This window comes from Cobetia sp. 2AS (assembly GCF_029846355.1).
GTDB classification, from domain to species: Bacteria; Pseudomonadota; Gammaproteobacteria; order Pseudomonadales; family Halomonadaceae; genus Cobetia; species Cobetia amphilecti.
This window is the reverse complement of the sequence record NZ_JARWKQ010000001.1, coordinates 948,775-965,552: the sequence shown is the minus strand read 5'-3', so window position 1 is coordinate 965,552 and position 16,778 is coordinate 948,775. Positions and strand designations below refer to the sequence as shown.

The 16,778-nt window shown below is 63.6% G+C and carries 10 protein-coding genes; 7 read left to right on the top strand and 3 right to left on the bottom strand.

From position 1 onward, the window contains the following. The first annotated feature begins 25 nt into the window (after positions 1 to 25). The 4 genes from uca (at position 26) to QD356_RS04055 (ending at position 9,492) form a co-directional block, all read left to right on the top strand. Positions 26 to 3,865 carry an urea carboxylase gene (gene uca / locus QD356_RS04070; RefSeq protein ID WP_192838070.1) on the top strand — a complete coding sequence of 1,280 codons (3,840 nt, stop codon included), beginning with the start codon at positions 26 to 28 and terminating at the stop codon, positions 3,863 to 3,865. Beyond that, positions 3,865 to 5,697 carry an allophanate hydrolase gene (gene atzF / locus QD356_RS04065; RefSeq protein ID WP_225996403.1) on the top strand — a complete coding sequence of 611 codons (1,833 nt, stop codon included), beginning with the start codon at positions 3,865 to 3,867 and terminating at the stop codon, positions 5,695 to 5,697. The genes uca and atzF overlap by 1 nt, the downstream gene beginning before the upstream one ends. A 401-nt stretch (positions 5,698 to 6,098) precedes the next feature. Beyond that, the gene (locus tag QD356_RS04060) at positions 6,099 to 8,294 is read left to right on the top strand and encodes a TonB-dependent siderophore receptor (RefSeq protein ID WP_192838069.1); all 2,196 of its coding nucleotides are present in this window, start codon (positions 6,099 to 6,101) and stop codon (positions 8,292 to 8,294) included. A 142-nt stretch (positions 8,295 to 8,436) separates the two neighbouring features. Next, entirely contained in the window at positions 8,437 to 9,492 is a 1,056-nt protein-coding gene (locus QD356_RS04055; RefSeq protein ID WP_225996402.1) for an ABC transporter substrate-binding protein, read from the top strand. Between the two features lie 162 nt (positions 9,493 to 9,654). Here QD356_RS04055 and QD356_RS04050 read toward each other — a convergent pair whose 3' ends face one another. After that, a complete protein-coding gene (locus QD356_RS04050) occupies positions 9,655 to 10,338 on the bottom strand; it encodes a type 1 glutamine amidotransferase domain-containing protein (protein WP_054555908.1) in 684 nt (227 codons plus the stop codon). Positions 10,339 to 10,582: 244 nt separating this feature from the next. Next, on the bottom strand, positions 10,583 to 11,287 hold the full coding sequence (locus QD356_RS04045; RefSeq protein WP_192838068.1) for an SDR family oxidoreductase: 705 nt from the start codon (positions 11,285 to 11,287) through the stop codon (positions 10,583 to 10,585). Between the two features lie 169 nt (positions 11,288 to 11,456). On the opposite strand from QD356_RS04045, the gene QD356_RS04040 reads away from it, so the two are divergent. Continuing rightward, entirely contained in the window at positions 11,457 to 12,398 is a 942-nt protein-coding gene (locus QD356_RS04040) for a LysR substrate-binding domain-containing protein (RefSeq protein WP_192838067.1), read from the top strand. A 99-nt stretch (positions 12,399 to 12,497) separates the two neighbouring features. On the opposite strand, the gene QD356_RS04035 is transcribed toward QD356_RS04040, so the two are convergent. Next, positions 12,498 to 14,690, bottom strand: a complete 2,193-nt coding sequence (locus QD356_RS04035; RefSeq protein ID WP_192838066.1) for an OsmC domain/YcaO domain-containing protein — start codon at positions 14,688 to 14,690, stop codon at positions 12,498 to 12,500. A 268-nt stretch (positions 14,691 to 14,958) separates the two neighbouring features. Here QD356_RS04035 and QD356_RS04030 point away from each other — a divergent pair, with 268 nt between their 5' ends. Together QD356_RS04030 and QD356_RS04025 are read left to right on the top strand one after the other, a co-directional pair. Then, positions 14,959 to 15,198: a hypothetical protein gene (locus tag QD356_RS04030; protein WP_107335026.1), complete on the top strand. Its 240-nt coding sequence runs from the start codon at positions 14,959 to 14,961 to the stop codon at positions 15,196 to 15,198. A gap of 10 nt (positions 15,199 to 15,208) precedes the next feature. After that, positions 15,209 to 16,735: a sodium:solute symporter family protein gene (locus QD356_RS04025; protein WP_192838065.1), complete on the top strand. Its 1,527-nt coding sequence runs from the start codon at positions 15,209 to 15,211 to the stop codon at positions 16,733 to 16,735. The last annotated feature ends 43 nt before the right edge of the window (positions 16,736 to 16,778 follow it).

Here is a 16,778-nt window from a genome sequence, read left to right as displayed (position 1 = left end):
CCGCCGCCGGAAGGATGACTCCGTCATGTTCCACAAGGTCCTGATTGCCAACCGTGGCGCCATCGCCACCCGAATCCAGCGCACGCTGCGTGCCCTCGGTGTCCAGAGCGTCGCCGTCTACGCAGAAGCCGACCGTGAATCCCCCTTCGTGCGCGAGGCCGATGAAGCCTACAGCCTCGGCGAAGGTGCCGCCGCCGAGACCTATCTCGATATCGACAAGCTGATCGCCATCGCCCGCGAGAGTGGCGCCCAGGCCGTGCACCCGGGCTATGGTTTCCTGTCCGAGAACACCCGCTTCATCCAGGCCTGTGACGCCGCCGGCCTGGTCTTCCTCGGCCCGACCGTCGGACAGATTCACGCCTTCGGCCTCAAGCACGAAGCGCGCACCATCGCCGAGAATGCCGGCGTACCGCTGGTGCCCGGCACCGGCCTGCTCGACGACGTCGAAGGCGCACTGAGCGAGGCCGCCCGTATCGGCTATCCGGTGATGCTCAAGTCCACCGCCGGCGGCGGCGGCATCGGCATGCAGGTCTGTGACGACGAAGCCTCCCTCAGCCGCGCCTTCGATTCGGTCAAGGGCCTGGGCGAGCGCAACTTCGGTGATGGTGGCGTCTTCCTCGAGGCGTACATCGCCCGCGCCCGTCACCTGGAAGTGCAGCTGTTCGGTGATGGCGAAGGCACGGTGATCGCGCTGGGCGAGCGCGACTGCTCCAGTCAGCGCCGCCACCAGAAGGTCATCGAGGAATGCCCGGCACCCAACCTGCCCGAGCGCGTTCGCGAAGACATGATCGCCACCGCCATCCGCTTGGGCGAAGCCGTCAATTACCGCAGCGCCGGTACCGTCGAATTCATCTATGACGCCGAGCGTCAGGCCTTCTATTTCCTGGAGGTCAATACGCGCCTGCAGGTCGAGCACGGTGTCACGGAGCTTGTGTGGGGCGTGGATATCGTCGCCTGGATGCTCAAGTTGGGCGCCGGTGAGCTGGGCAATCTGCGCGAGCTGGTCGCGCCGCTGACTCCCCGCGGCCACGCCATGCAGGCACGTGTCTATGCCGAGAATCCGCAGCACGACTTCCGCCCTTCCAGCGGACTGCTCACCGAGGTGGAGTTCGCCAATGACGCCGTGACCGCCGCCCTCGCCGACGACAGCCAGCTGCGGGTGGATCACTCCATCGAGGCCGGCTTCGAGGTCCCCGCCTGGTTCGACCCGATGCTGGCCAAGGTGATGGTGCATGCACCGACTCGTGAGCAGGCGCGCGGCGATCTCTCCAAGGCCTTGGCGGCCTCTCGCCTCTACGGCATCGAGACCAACCGCCAGTGGCTGTCGCACCTGCTGGAGGACCCGCGCTTTATCAATGTCGAGATCTACACCCGCTGGCTGGAAGGCCTCGAGTGGGCCGCGCCGACCTTCGAGGTGCTCGTCCCCGGCACTCTGACCACCGTGCAGGACATGCCGGGTCGTCTGGGCCACTGGGATGTGGGCGTGCCGCCCTCCGGCCCCTTTGATGACTACGCCTTCCGTCTCGGCAATGCGCTGCTGGGCAACGCCGCCGATGCCGCAGGCCTCGAGATCACCCTCAATGGCCCGACGCTGCACTTCCACCGCGCCACACGCGTGGTACTGGCCGGCGCACCGCTGCCCGCCACGCTGTCCGTTTCAGCACCGCAAGACGGCGCTGCTGACGCCGCGACTCGCGAGCTTGCTCTGTGGCAGGTGCATGAGATCGCCGCTGGCAGCACCCTGAGTCTGGGCAAGGTCGCCGCTGGCGCACGCAGCTATCTGCTGATCGCCGGCGGCATCGACTGCCCGCAGTATCTGGGCTCGCGCGCGACCTTCACCCTGGGCCAGTTCGGCGGCCATGCCGGACGTGCGCTGCGCAGTGGCGACACCCTGCCGCTGGCCGATCTCGCCGAGTGCCACCCGCCCGCCCTGACCCGGCTGCCCGAGGCGCTGATCCCGCAGGGCGCGAGCTTGGTCGCGGATGAACAAGGCGGGAACGCTCAAGACAGGACACAAGGCCGCGAATGGCAGATCGGCGTGCTCTATGGCCCACATGGGGCGCCGGACTTCTTCACCGAAGACGACATCAGCACCTTCTTCGGCCACCGCTGGGAAGTGCATTACAACTCCAGCCGCACCGGCGTACGGCTGATCGGCCCGCGTCCGCAGTGGGCGCGCGCCGATGGCGGCGAGGCCGGTCTTCACCCCTCCAATATCCACGACAACGCCTACGCCTTCGGTACCATCGACTTCACCGGCGACATGCCGGTCATCCTCGGTCCGGACGGCCCGTCGCTGGGCGGCTTCGTGTGTCCAGCCACCGTGGTGCGTGCCGAGCGCTGGAAGCTGGGCCAGCTGGCCGCCGGCGATCGCATCCGCTTCGTCGCGCTGACTCTGGAGGAAGCCCGCACCATCGAGGTGCAGCAGGACGCCGTGATCGCCGCCCTCGCCAGTGGCCAGCTCGACACTCTGGGACAGCGCCTGGCGGAGACCGGCGGCGCCATGCTGAGCGCCATCGCCGCGCAACGTCCGCGCCCCGATGACTCACCTGTGCTCAAATGCCTCAGTGCCGAGCAAGGCGGCGAGCAGATCGTCTATCGCCGCGCAGGGGATGACTTCCTGCTGATCGAGTTCGGCCAGATGGAGCTGGATATCGCGCTGCGCTTCCGCGCCCACGCCTGGATGCTGTGGCTCAAGGAACACCCACTGCCCGGCCTGATGGAGATGACCCCGGGCATCCGCTCGCTGCAACTGCATTACGACCCGCGCAGCCTGACGCTCGAGACGCTGATGGCGCATCTCGAACAGGCCGAAGTCGCGCTCAAGGATGTCGAGGACATCGAGATCGAGGCGCGCACCGTGCACCTGCCGCTGTCCTGGGATGACCCGGCGTGTCAGCAGGCCATCGACAAGTACCAGCGCTCGGTGCGCCCGGATGCCCCCTGGTGCCCGAGCAATCTGGAATTCATTCGCCGCATCAATGGCCTCGCCGATGAGGCGGCGGTACGCGAGACAGTGCTCAACGCCCGCTATCTGGTGATGGGCCTCGGCGATGTCTATCTCGGCGCGCCGGTGGCCACGCCGCTGGACCCGCGCCAGCGGCTGGTGACCACCAAGTACAACCCGGCACGCACCTGGACCGCCGAGAACTCGGTGGGCATCGGCGGCGCCTATCTGTGCGTGTATGGCATGGAAGGCCCGGGCGGTTATCAGTTCGTCGGCCGCACGCTGCAGATATGGAATCGCTATCGCCGCACTGAACACTTCACCACCCCGTGGCTACTGCGCGTGTTCGATCAGCTGCGCTTCCATCCGGTCAGCCATGCAGCGCTCGAGCAGATCCGTCGTGATCATCCGCAGGGGCGTTACGACCTCAAGATCGAGAAGACGCGCTTCCGTCTCGCCGATTATCAGGCGCAGATCGCCGAACACCAGGCCGAGACCGATGCCTTCCGTGAGCGCCGCCAGGCCGCCTTCCAGCAGGAAATCGACGACTGGCATGCGCGCGGCCAGTTCACCTTCGAGGATCAGATCAACGAGGTGCAGGAAGCCGACAGCCTGAGTGAAGACGAGCTGGGCATCGAGACACCGGTCACCGGCAGCCTGTGGAAGCTGGAAGTCGCCGAGGGCGATGACGTCGAGGCCGGCCAGGTGGTGGCGCTGGTCGAGTCGATGAAGATGGAAGTCGAGATTCGCACCCACACCGCTGGCCGTGTCGTGCGCCTGCCGATCAAGGAAGGCAGCGGCGTCGCCCCCGGCCAACCGCTGATCGTACTGTCGACCGCCTTGGAAGCCACGGATTCCGCTGATGCCAGCGCATCAGACAACGCCCAATCGACCCTGTCCTCCGAGGAGACGCTGTGATGATGACCCATACCCCGCTCAACCTGAGCATCACGGCGCTGAGCAAGGCCTATCAGGCCGGTGAGATGACGCCGCGCCAACTGGTGGACGAGCTGCTGGCCGCGCAGGCCGAGACCGACGCCGCCTGGATCACCCGCCTGTCAGCACAGCAGCTGGAACCCTATCTGGCACGTCTGGACGACGTGGCGCCTGAGTCGCTGCCGCTCTACGGCATTCCCTTCGCGATCAAGGACAATATCGATCTCGCCGGCGTGACCACCACCGCCGGTTGCCCGGACTTTGCCTACACGCCGAGCGATGATGCCTTCGTGGTCAAGCAGCTGATCGCGGCAGGCGCGATTCCGATGGGCAAGACCAATCTGGACCAGTTCGCCACCGGGCTGGTCGGTGAACGCGCCTTGCCGGTCTACGGCACCCCGGCCAATGCCTTCGACCCCGCCTATGTGCCGGGTGGCTCCAGCAGTGGCTCCGCCGTCGTCACCGCCCAGGGCCAGGTCAGCTTCGCGCTGGGCACTGACACGGCGGGTTCCGGGCGGGTTCCGGCCTGCTTCAACAATCTGGTCGGCGTGAAGCCGACACTTGGTCTGCTCAGTGCAGGTGGTGTGGTACCGGCCTGCGCGACGCTGGATACCATCTCCATCTTCGCGCTGGGCTGCGATGATGCCGCGAAGGTGCTATCCGTCACCGCACAGTTCGATGCCGACAACCGCTGGGCGCGCGAGCATGACTTCAGCGTTCACGGCCAGGCCTATGGCGTGCTGCCCGACCTGACTGGCCTGCGCATCGGCGTGCCGCCGCGAGCTCAGTGGCATACCGACAGCGATTACAGCGGCTACATGGAAGCCGCGATGCGCCAGTGCAAGGCGCTGGGGGCCGAGCTGGTCGAGCTGGATTGCAGCCCGCTGCTGGCCGCCGCGCGCCTGCTGTATGAAGGCCCCTGGGTGGCGGAGCGCTACCATGCGGTGCGCGAGCTGATCGAGCGCAACCCCGAGGCGCTGCACCCGGTGACCCGCGAGATCACCCTCGGCGGTGCCACGCCTCTGGCCGTCGATGCCTTCGACGCCCGCTATCAACTGGCCGAATACCGCCGTCAGGCCGAGGCGCTGCTGGCGCAGGTGGACGTGATGCTGGCGCCAACCACGCCGCGCCTTCCCACCAAGGTGGAGCTGGCCGAGGCGCCGATCGCGGTCAATTCCGAGCTGGGTACCTGGACCAACTTCATGAACCTGCTGGATCTGAGCGCGCTGGCCGTGCCGGTGGGCTTCAACCGCCAGGGCCTGCCGGGGGGCGTGACGCTGTTCGCGCCCGCCTTCGAAGACCTGCAGCTGCTCAGCATCGCGCGCCTGCTCGAGCACGAATTCGCGCTGCCGCTGGGTGCCAGCGCCGTCGCCCGTCCTCAGGCGCGCCTCGCGGAAAGCCAGCTGCCCGCGGCGGCCAATGGCCGACTCGAGATCGCCGTCTGCGGCGCACACCTCAGCGGCATGCCGCTCAATCATCAGCTCACCCAGCGCGATGCCCGTCTGGTCGCGCGCACTCACAGCGCGCCAAGCTACCGCCTCTATCAACTGGACGACGCGACACCCGCCAAACCGGCCATGCTGCGCGCCCCGCAAGACGGCACCAGCATCGCGCTGGAGGTCTGGTCACTGCCCATCGGCAGCGTCGGCAGCTTCCTCGCCGGCATCCCCTTCCCGCTGGGACTGGGCCAGATCGAACTCGAAGATGGCCGCTGGGTCGCAGGCTTCATCTGCTCGGTGTCCGCTGACAGCGGCGTGCCGATGACGGACATCAGCGAGTACGGCGGCTGGAAGGCGTGGGTCGAGCGCGAGTGAGCGCACCGTAACCTCTGATCCGTAGCCTCTGATCCGTAACCCCTGATCCATAACCCTCAGCCGCCCTGCACCACAAGACAAAGAGCAACAGATCTGAAACGAAACGCCCCGCGACCGGATGAACGGTCGCGGGGCGTTTCAGTATGTCGCTTGCGTGCGTGGCCTGAATGCGTGGAGCGCGCGCGTGGCCCACATGCATGGCCTGTATGAGAGGCCCGGCGGCTGTCTCAGGCCTGCCGCATGACCAGACCCATCGCCCGATAGCACCACGCCGGGCTCATGAAGTTCCCCGAAATTTTCATTCTTGGCATCCCGCAAAGCGTGTCTGGCATTTCGCAAAACAAAAGTGCCGCCAGCGGGTAAATAATAATGATTATTATAAACAACTAGGGAACGCAGTCTTGGCTCACTCACTCCGCCGTCCAGGTTTCACTCGCTCGCCACTCGCCCTCTCCATTGCGCTCGCGACCTCGTCACTGCTCAGTGCCACCGCTATCGCGGATGAGACTCGCACGCTTGAGGCGATGACCATCGTCGGTGAGGCGCAAGGCGGCACCACGGAAGAGACTCAGGCGTATACGGTCGACTCCAGCACCAGCGCCAATGGCTTGACCCTGTCGCCGCGCGAGACACCGCAGTCTGTCAGCTTTCTGACCCGCCAGCAGATGGATGATGAGGCGCTGACCAGCACCACGGAGGCGATCAACCGCCTGCCGGGCGTGTCCTCCAATCGCCTGGACGGTACCCGCGCCAGCTTCCAGTCGCGCGGCTATACCATCCGCAATTTCCAGTTCGATGGCCAACAGAGCAACACCAGCAGCTTCTGGCCGTTCGGCGACGCCGAGTGGGACACCGCCATCTATGATCGCGTCGAGGTGGTCCGCGGGGCCACAGGCCTGATGACAGGCGTCGGCGACCCGTCCGCCACCGTCAACTTCGTGCGCAAGAAGCCGTTGGACGAAGCCGCGGCCAGCGTGACAGGCGCCGTCGGCAGCTGGGACCGCCGGCGTGGCGTGGTGGATGTCAGCACACCACTGGATGATGCCGGCAAGGTCGGCGTGCGCTTCGTGGCCGCCAAGGACCGCTCCGACAGCTTCATGGATGATGTCGAGAATGACCGCGAGACCCTCTACGGGGTGATCGCCGCCGAATTGACGCCTGACACCGAGCTGAACGTCGGCGTCGAGTATCAGCGCTATGACCAGGATGGCGCCTATCTGGGCGTGCCGCTCTACTACACCGACGGCACGCGCACCGACTTCGACCAGTCGGTCGCCAACAATACCGAATGGGCGCACTTCTTCACCGAGAACACTCGCGGTTTCGCCGACCTGACCCACTACTTCGCCAACGGCTGGAAGGCGACCGCCGCCTACAGTCATGGCGATGCCAACTACGGGCTGACCTACAACTACCGTGGCGGCTATGTGGATCGTGACAACGGCATCCTCTACTACGACAGCAACCGTCAGGTACCGACGACCTCCTATCTGGTCGACTATCGCGGTGATCGCACCCAGAAGAATCTGAACCTGAGCGCCGAGGGCCCCTTCGAGCTGCTCGGTCGTGAGCACCAGCTGGGCTTTGGCTACATGCGGCTCAAGGAAGAGTACGAGATCTGGAGCCGCACCCCGGCGAGCGCCGTGCCGGCGCTGGGCAGCTTCACCGATCGCGATGACCCGGCGCTGGCCGAGCCGGAATGGGGCGAATGGGGCCTGACCGACGACACCGAAACCGAGCAGAGCGGTTTCTACGCCGTGACGCGCTTTTCGCTGGCCGACCCCGTGCACCTGATCATCGGCGCCCGCCTGACCGACTGGGAGATCGACCAGGACTACCGTGGCGAGCGCAGCTATGAATACAACGACGAGTTCACGCCCTATGCCGGCCTGATCGTCGACATTACCGACAACCTCACCGCCTATACCAGCTACACGCAGATCTTCAATACCCAGAGCGAACGTGCCCCCGATGGCGCCCTGCTCGACCCGCTCGAGGGCACCAGCTATGAGGCGGGCCTGAAGGCGGCGTTGTTCGAGGACCGCGCTGACGTGTCCTTCGCCGTCTTCCGCAGCGAGCAGGACAATCTGGCCGTCGAGATCCCAGGCGTCTATGTCGCCGGCACCACCGATCAGGCCTACACCGAGTCCGACGGCGCCGTGGTCGAAGGCTTCGAGCTGGAAGTGGCCGGTGAAGTCGCGCCGGGCATCAATCTCTCCGCCAGCTACGCACTGGTTGACGCCGAGGACTCCGATGGCACCCAGCTCAATACCAGCTATCCGCGTCAGCAGGCCAAGGTCTACGCCACCTGGCAGCTGCCCGGCGACTGGTCGCGTCTGACGCTGGGCGCTGGTGGCACCTGGCAGGGGGATACCTACAAGGATACCGACACGCCCACCGGTACCGAGAAGGTCGGCCAGGGCGATGTCTTCCTAGCCAACGCCATGGCGCGCTATCGCTTCAATGACAACTTCAGCACCCAGCTCAACGTGTCCAACCTCTTCGATGAGGAGTACTACACGCAGCAGGGCTTCTACAGCCAGTACCTGTACGGCGCGCCGCGCAGTGCGCTGCTGAGCATGACCTACGACTTCTAAGCATGGGCCCGCCCTGCCGACAGGGCACTCGTCTCCACACGTAACGCTTGCCTACCCAATGACAGCCCCTCCCCGCCAGGGGCTGTCACCTCGTCTCTGGCCAGCGGCGTCTGCCGCCAGCCGATCACACAAGGAGTCTCCCTTGCGACTCACGCGACTTTCCTGCGCCATCGGCCTGACCACCGTCATGGCCGCCTGTCTCACGCCGGCCGTACAGGCACACGAGTCAGCGACTGCACACACGTCATCTGCCAGATCATCTGCCGCCTCCACCGAGGCAACGGCGCAGTATCCGCTCACGATCGAACATGCCTTCGGTACTACCGTCATCGAGAACAAGCCGCAACGTATCGCCACCGTCGCCTGGGCCAATCATGAAGTGCCGTTGGCACTGGGCGTGGTGCCGGTGGGCTTCCCCCGTCAGGACTTCGGGGATGATGACGGCGACGGCATGATGCCGTGGGTCAAGGCGCGCCTGGAAGCACTGGGGGCCGACTCGGCCAATCTGTTCGATCAGGGCAAGACCCTCGATTTCGATGCCGTGGCCGCCAGCCAGCCGGACGTCATCCTCGCCGCCTATTCAGGATTGAGCGAAGACGATTACGCCAAGCTCAGCAAGATCGCGCCGGTCGTGGCGCGCCCGGGGCCGCGCTGGTCTTCCAGCTGGCGCGACATGATTCGCCTCGACAGTGCCGGCATGGGCATGGCCGCCGAAGGGGAAGCGCTGATCGAGCGTCTCGAGGCCCAGGTCGCCGAGAACATCGCCACCCATCCGGAGATCAAGGGCAAGTCGGCCATCACCCTGCGCTATATCGACCCCGAAGACCCGACCCGGATCGCCTTCTACAACGACAACGATGCCCGGGGGCGCTTCCTTGCCGAGCTGGGGCTGACCTCCCCGTCCTTCGTGACGGCGAGTGCCAGCGACGGCAATATTGGCGGGCGAGTGCCCCCGCAACAACTGGCGGAACTGGCCGACGTCGATATCATCCTGACCTATGGTGGCCAGGCGCTGATTGAGCGCCTCAACCAGCACCTCACGGACAATGACCTGCCCACCTTCAGCAACGACAGGGTCATCCTGCTGGAGAATGACCCGATGGGCACGGCGGCCAACCCGACACCGCTCTCGATGCCGGAAGTGCTCGATGCCTACGTGACCCAGCTTGCGCGGGCAGCGAAAGCCTCGAATGGCTGATGGCGACTGGCTTGTTCTACTGGCTCATTCTACTGAATCAGGCGACTGTCTCAGAACAACTGAACCAGGCGGGCGCAGATGAGACCCGCCACCTGAAAGACGAAAACCCCGCGACCGGTGACCCGGTCGCGGGGTTTTTCATGCTGCCTTGACTCGCCCGATCTACTTCTTGAGGCTGTCGATCAGCAGCTCAGCGACACCTTCGGAGGACATCGGATTCTGACCGGTGATGATCAGGCCATCCTGAATCGCGAAGGAGGTGAAATCGGCCTTCTTCTCATAGATGCCGCCTTTCTGCTGCAGGGCATCTTCGACCAGGAACGGCACGACATTGGTAAGGCCAACGCCTTCTTCTTCGCCATTGGTGAAGCCGGTGACACGCACGCCGTCCACGAAGGGAGTGCCGTCAGGCTTGCGGGCGTTCAACAGCACTGCCGGGGCGTGACAGACGGAGCTGACCGGCTTGCCAGCCGCATGGAACTGCTCGATCAGACGGATGGAATCCGCATCGTTGGTCAGATCCCACAGCGGGCCGTGGCCACCCGGGTAGAAGATGGCGTCGAAGTCTTCGACCTTCATGTCTGCCAGCACGGCGGTGGTGGCGAGGTCCTGCTGAGCAGCGGCGTCCTTGTCGAAGCGACGCGTGGCATCCGTCTGGAAATCCTCGCCTTGGCTTGCCGGATCCAGCGGCGGCTGACCGCCCTTGGGAGAGGCCAGCGTCACCTCGATGCCGGCGTCCTTCATGACGTAGTAGGGAGCCGCCAGCTCTTCCAGCCAGAAGCCTGTCTTCTTGCCCGTATCACCCAGCGTATCGTGGGATGTCACTACTACCAGAACCTTGCTCATGATGCTCTCCTCAACGTGCGGGATAGCCCGCAACGGTCACTTCACGAAAGATGTCGGCGACGTGATGGTCACCACGTGATGGTCACCAAGTGGTGCTCGCCCTGTGTTGAATGAAGCTTACTGCTCACATCACCATCGTCATAATCGATAGTCCGGATAGCCACTATCGCACACACAAATAGTTATCTTGCACCAGCATGCTCATCGACCCATTCACTCGCCAACTCGCATGCCGGCAACCGGCTCAATAGGTCGGCATCAGATGCACTTCGCGGATATTGGCACGCGGAGAAGCACTGATGGCGTAGAGTACGGCATCCGCCACATCCTGCGGGTCCAGCTTGTCCGGCTTGGGCTGGTCGAAGAAGGCGGTATTGACCATGCCCGGGGTAATGGTGGTGCAGCGGCCTTGCCACTCGGCCATTTCCATCGCCAGGTTCTGGCCGAAGCCGTAGGCAAACCACTTGCTGGAGCTGTAGATGGAGCCCGCATGGTTGGCGCGGCCGGCCACGGAACTGGTGAGGATGAAGTGGCCCTTGCTCTCTCTCAGGTGCGGCAGGGTCGCGTGGGCGGTCCACAGCAGCGCATTGATGTTGATGTCGATGACTCGCTTCCACTCCTCGGGATCGCCGTTCTCGGTGCCTGCCTGGCTGACGCCGGTACCGGCATTGGCGAACGCCACATCCAGACGGCCATGCTGGGCGACGGCCTGCTCAACGACCTTGGCAAGCTGATCGTAGTCCGTCGCATCGGCGGCAATCGCCAGCACCTTGTCGCTGCCCAGTTCATCGACCAGCGCATCGAGGCGCTCCTTGCGACGGGCGGTCGCGACGACCTTGTGCCCGGCCTTCACCAGCGTGCGCGCGGTGGCCTCACCGATACCACTGGAGGCGCCGGTGATCAGCACGATCTTTTCCTCTTCGGCTTGCGTCCGCTTCACATCACTCATGGCTCACTCCTGTGGGTCGCTTGGATCACTCGTCGTGCACTGATCACTACCCTACCGCCTGCACTTGCCATCGTGATAATCGATAGTACAGATAGCTGCTATCATCCAGACAAATAGTGCTCACTCACCCGAGTGCAGCCGCGACACTCCGCCTGCTCTGGTAGTCATCATGAAGCTCAACTACGACCTCAACCTCCTGCGCACCTTCCATGCGCTGTATCTCGAGCAGAACGTCACGCGCGCCGGCGAGCGTCTGCACCTGAGCCAACCCTCGGTGAGCGCGGCGCTCTCCAGGCTGCGCGAGCTGTTCAATGACCCGCTGTTCATCCGCGACCGCCAGCGCATGCGTCCTACCGAGAAGGCCGACCACCTGTTCCCGACCATCGAGGCGGCGCTGACCGACCTCGATGGCCTGATCAACAGCGAGCGGCACTTCGACCACACCACCGAAAGCCGTCATTTCGAGATCGCCGCCAACGACTACTTCGAGGTGCTGATCCTGCCGCAACTGGCGACGATCCTGCGTGAACAGGCGCCGGGCATCACCCTCCAGGTACGCCGCCTCTCGCAGGACATGAGCGAAGCCGGCGTGATGAGCGGCACGACGGACCTCGCCTTCGGGCGTCAGGTCGATCCGCCCGAGAATCTGGTGGTCAGGGAAGTGATCACGGAAGGCATCGACTGCCTGGTCGGCAACCGGCATCCGCTATTGGAGCGTCTGGATGATGAAGGCCGCATGACAAAGGCGGATTTCGAGCACCACGCCCATGTGCTGGTACAGCCCCATACCCGCCTGAAAAGCGGCATCTTCAAGCAGCTCGAGGGCCAGGGGCTCAAGCGTGAGGTAGCCCTGGCGGTCACCTACTTCATGGCCGTGCCCTCCCTGCTGGAGCGCTCGCCACTGATCGCGAGCCTGCCCACCGGGCTATGCCAGCACTTCTGCCGCCAGTTCGCCGTCACCCGTGTGGCACCGCCGGTCGCCTTTGCCTCCTTCCCCTTCCACTTGAGCTGGCATCGCCGCTATCAGAAGGACCCGGCGCATCGCTGGATCCGCGAGCAGATCATTGAATGCTGTCAGCGTCTGGCAGAGGGACAGCAGGTGCTGCGCTAAGCCCTGAGCACAGAAAATAAGCGCCCGGCTACGAAAACGGCCCCTCACCATCCAGTGAGGGGCCGTTCTTGTCATGCCACGGGATTCAACAGGCGAGCATCAGGCCTGTTTGGCCGCCAGGGCAGCACGATGGGCGTGCAGCTTCTGGTAGCTTTCGATCAGGCGCAGGTGGCGATCGAGCCCTTCCAGCTGCATGTTGGTCGGCTCCAGACCATGGAAGCGAACCTCGCCCTGCACGGAGCCCACCACGGCAGCCATGGTGTCTTCACCGAACATGCGGCGGAAGTTGTAGAGGTAGTCCTCGAGTTCCAGCTCGTCATCCAGCGTGATCTCCAGCACCGCCTTCATGGCCTGATAATAGAGGCCGCGCACGACGGTGTTGTCGTTGTACTGCAGGAACATCTCGACGCGATCCAGCGCGTCCTCGTGCTGACCCAGCGCGAGGTTGATCATCAGTTTCAGCTCGAGAATCGTCAGCTGGCCCCAGATGGTGTTCTCGTCGAACTCGATGCCGATCAGCGTCTTGATGTCCATGTGCTCATCAAGCTGGCTCTCTTCGAGACGCTCGCCCAGGTCCGCCAGCTGCTCATCATCGAGACGATGCAGATTGAGGATGTCCTCGCGGTAATCCAGCGCCATGTTGGTGTTGTCCCACACCAGGTCCTCGACCGGATAGACCTCGGAATAGCCCGGCACCAGGATACGGCACACCGGCGCACCGAGATCCTCATGCACCGCCATGTAGGACTCCTTGCCGATCTCATCGAGGATGCCGAACAGGTTGGCGACTTCTTCTTCGTTGCTGCCGGAGAAGTCCCACTCGACGAACTCGATGTCGGTCTTGGAGCTGAAGAAGCGCCAGGAGACCAGACCCGAGGAGTCGATGAAGTGCTCGACGAAGTTGTTCGGCTCGGACACGGCCAGCGAGTTGAAGGTCGGCGGCATGAAGTCGTTGAGACCCTCGAAGCTGCGGCCCTGCATCAGCTCGGTCAGGCTGCGTTCGATGGCGACTTCAAAACTCGGGTGCGCGCCGAAGGAGGCGAAGACACCGCCGGTCTTCGGGTTCATCAAGGTGACGCAGGCCACCGGGAACTGGCCGCCCAGCGAGGCGTCCTTGACCAGAATCGGGAAGCCCTGGGCTTCCAGTGCCTCGATGCCTTCGACGATTTCCGGGTACTTGGCCAGCACCTCCTGCGGCACGTCCGGCAGGGTCAGTTCCTGCTCGAGAATCTCGCGCTTCACGGCACGCTCGAAGATCTCGGACAGACACTGCACCTGGGCTTCCGGCAGAGTATTGCCGGCGCTCATGCCGTTGCTGAGATACAGGTTCTCGATCAGGTTGGACGGGAAGTAGATCGTCTCACCGTCCGAGCGGCGAGTGAACGGCAAGGACACGATGCCACGATCCGCACGCCCGGAATTGGTGTCGATCAGATTGGAGCCACCCAGCTCGCCGTCCGGATTGAAGATTTCCAGGCAGTAGTCATCCAGCACGCCTTCCGGGATCTCGTCATTCGGACCCGGCTGGAACCACTTCTCGTTCGGGTAGTGCACGAACTCGCTGTCAGCGATGGCTTCGCCGAAGAACTGGTCGTTGTAGAAGAAGTTGCAGCTCAGGCGCTCGATGAACTCGCCCAGTGCCGAGCACAGCGCGCTCTCCTTGGTCGAGCCCTTGCCGTTGGTGAAGCACATCGGTGAGGCGGCATCACGAATGTGCAGCGACCAGACGTGCGGCACGATGTTGCGCCAGGAGGCGATCTCGATCTTCATGCCGAGATCATTCAGCAGGCCCGTCATGTTGGCGATGGTCTGCTCCAGCGGCAGGTCCTTGCCTTCGATCCAGGTGCTCTGCCCTTCCGGCGGCTCCGCCATCAGCAATGCCTGGGCGTCCTCGTCGAGGTTGTCGACCGTCTCGATCTCGAAGCCCGGGCCGGTCTGGACGACCTTCTTCACCGTGCAACGCTCGATGGAACGCAGGATGCCCTGACGGTCCTTGTCGGAGAGGTCTTCCGGCAGCTCCACCTGGATCTTGAAGATCTGGTTGTACCGGTTCTCCGGGTCGACGATGTTGTTCTGCGACAGACGGATGTTCTCGGTCGGGATGTCCCGCGCCACGCAGTACACCTTCACGAAGTACGCCGCGCACAGCGCCGACGACGCCAGGAAGTAGTCGAACGGGCTCGGCGCCGACCCATCACCCTTGTAGCGGATGGGCTGATCGGTGATGACCGTGAAGTCGTCGAATTTCGCCTCGAGCCTCAGGTTGTCGAGAAAGTTGACCTTGATTTCCATGAACGATGCACCGCTGTGAAGAGTGTGGGCGCCAGCACGCCAGTCAGACGGCTACGCGATGGCCGCCATTATCCAGATTTTGGGGGCCTGCGTCGCGGGTGAGGCGAAAAGCGAAAACGCCGTGTCTTCCTTGACGGTAGGGGGATTGTCACCTATTGGTTAATTTATACGCATAAATACAATAATTGATGCTTTGCCATGCCTGGTTCCCTGCCAACGACACGACAGGTCACAACCCGCCCCACCAACCACAATAAAGGGGAATGCAATGAGAAAGCGCTTCACGACCCGCAAGGTCGCCATCTACGGCAGCATGCTGCTGGGATTCTTGATGCTCGAGAGTCCATTGATGCTGATGGCCAACAAGATCGAGCCCATGGTGATGGGAGTTCCGTTCTTCCTCGTCTGGAACCTGGTGTGGTGGGGCTTCCTCACCGCCGTGTTCCTGTATGCCTACCTGACCAACTGGGGTAGCGCCAGAGCCCCTTCCACCGGCGGCAAGCGCTGAGGAGCTCACCATGACTGGAAGCATCTTGATCATCGCGGCCTTCATGATCATTCCCTTGATCGTCGGGCTCGTCTCGGCCCGCAAGTCCCAGACGACCAGCGAAGACTTCTTCGTTCAGGGGCGGGCCATGGGCAGCATTGCCGTGTTCTTCACGGTGGCGGCCACCTGGTGGAGCGCCTTTGCCTTCCTGGGATCGAATGCCACCTTCTACACCAGTGGCCCGATCTATCTCACCGCGCTTGCGTGGAACCTGCTCTTCGGCTTCATGTACTACTGGGTGGGCAAGCGCGTCTGGTATCTCGGCAAGCGCTTTGACTACCTGACGCCATCAGACCTGATGGGCGATTTCTACAACAGTGAAGCACTCAGAGTCCTCGTTGCCGTCATCACGCTGATCTTTACCGTGCCATACCTGCAGATCCAGCTGACAGGCGGCGCCTACCTGATCGAGGTCGCCTCCGGTGGCATCGTGCCCTTCTGGCTGGCCGCACTGCTGTTCTACTTCATCATCATCGTCTATGTGTGGGTCGGCGGAATTCGCGCCATCGCCTGGACAGATGTGATCTACGGGGCGCTGCTGTTCTTCGGCATGATGTATGCGGGCTACTACATCGCCGGCCAGGCAGGTGGCCCGACCAGCATGTTCGCTCAGCTCGCCAGCGACTCGCCCGCGCATCTGACGCTGCCGGGGCCGAATGGCAACATGGGCTACTCCATGTGGTTCTCTCTGTTCGTGATCGTGGCCATCGGCGCCTTCATGGGTCCCCAGATCTGGCTGCGCATGTATTCGGTGAAAAGCGGCAAGCTGTTCGGCTTGATGCCCTTCCTGCTGGGGCTCGCCGCCTTCGCCTACTTCGGCTCGGTACTCACGGGGTACACCGGCGTACTGCTGGAGCCTGGCCTGGAGAATGCTGACCAGATCCTGCCCGTCATGCTGATGAACTATGCGCCCTATCTGCTGGCATCACTGATCATGGCGGCTGGCGCGGCAGCGGCGATGTCCACCGCCAACTCCCAGATCCATGCGGTATCGACCGTCGTCACCATGGATATCTACAAGCGCTACGTGAACCCGCAAGCGGATCAGAAGCGCATCGTCCACATCGGGCGCCTGTCTCTGGTCGGCTTCTCTCTGGCGGCCTACATCCTGGCACTGACCGTTCCGGGGCTGCTCGTCACCATCGGGATAGCGGCACTGGCGGGCACCGCTCAGCTGATCGTGCCGACACTGGGCGCCATCACCTGGCGCAAGGCACACCCGCAAGCGGCCTTCTGGGGCCTGATTCTGGGTATCGTGACCGTCCTCTGGCTGTCCTACGGCGCCAGCGTCAGCAACCCGCTTGGCCTGCATGCCGGCATCTGGGGCCTGATTCTCAATGCGTCAGCCTTCGTCATCATCAGCCTCGCCTTGCAGCGCAAGGATGCCGATGTGGTGGAACGCTTCGCGCAGGCGCGTCGGGATTACACCGCGGAATATCACCCGGAGCAGCTGGAAGATGATGCGGCTCCCTCACCTCAGGTGATCGAAGCCCGCTGACCAGCGACAAGGGCCTGCATTGCGCAGGCCCTTTTCATTGCCG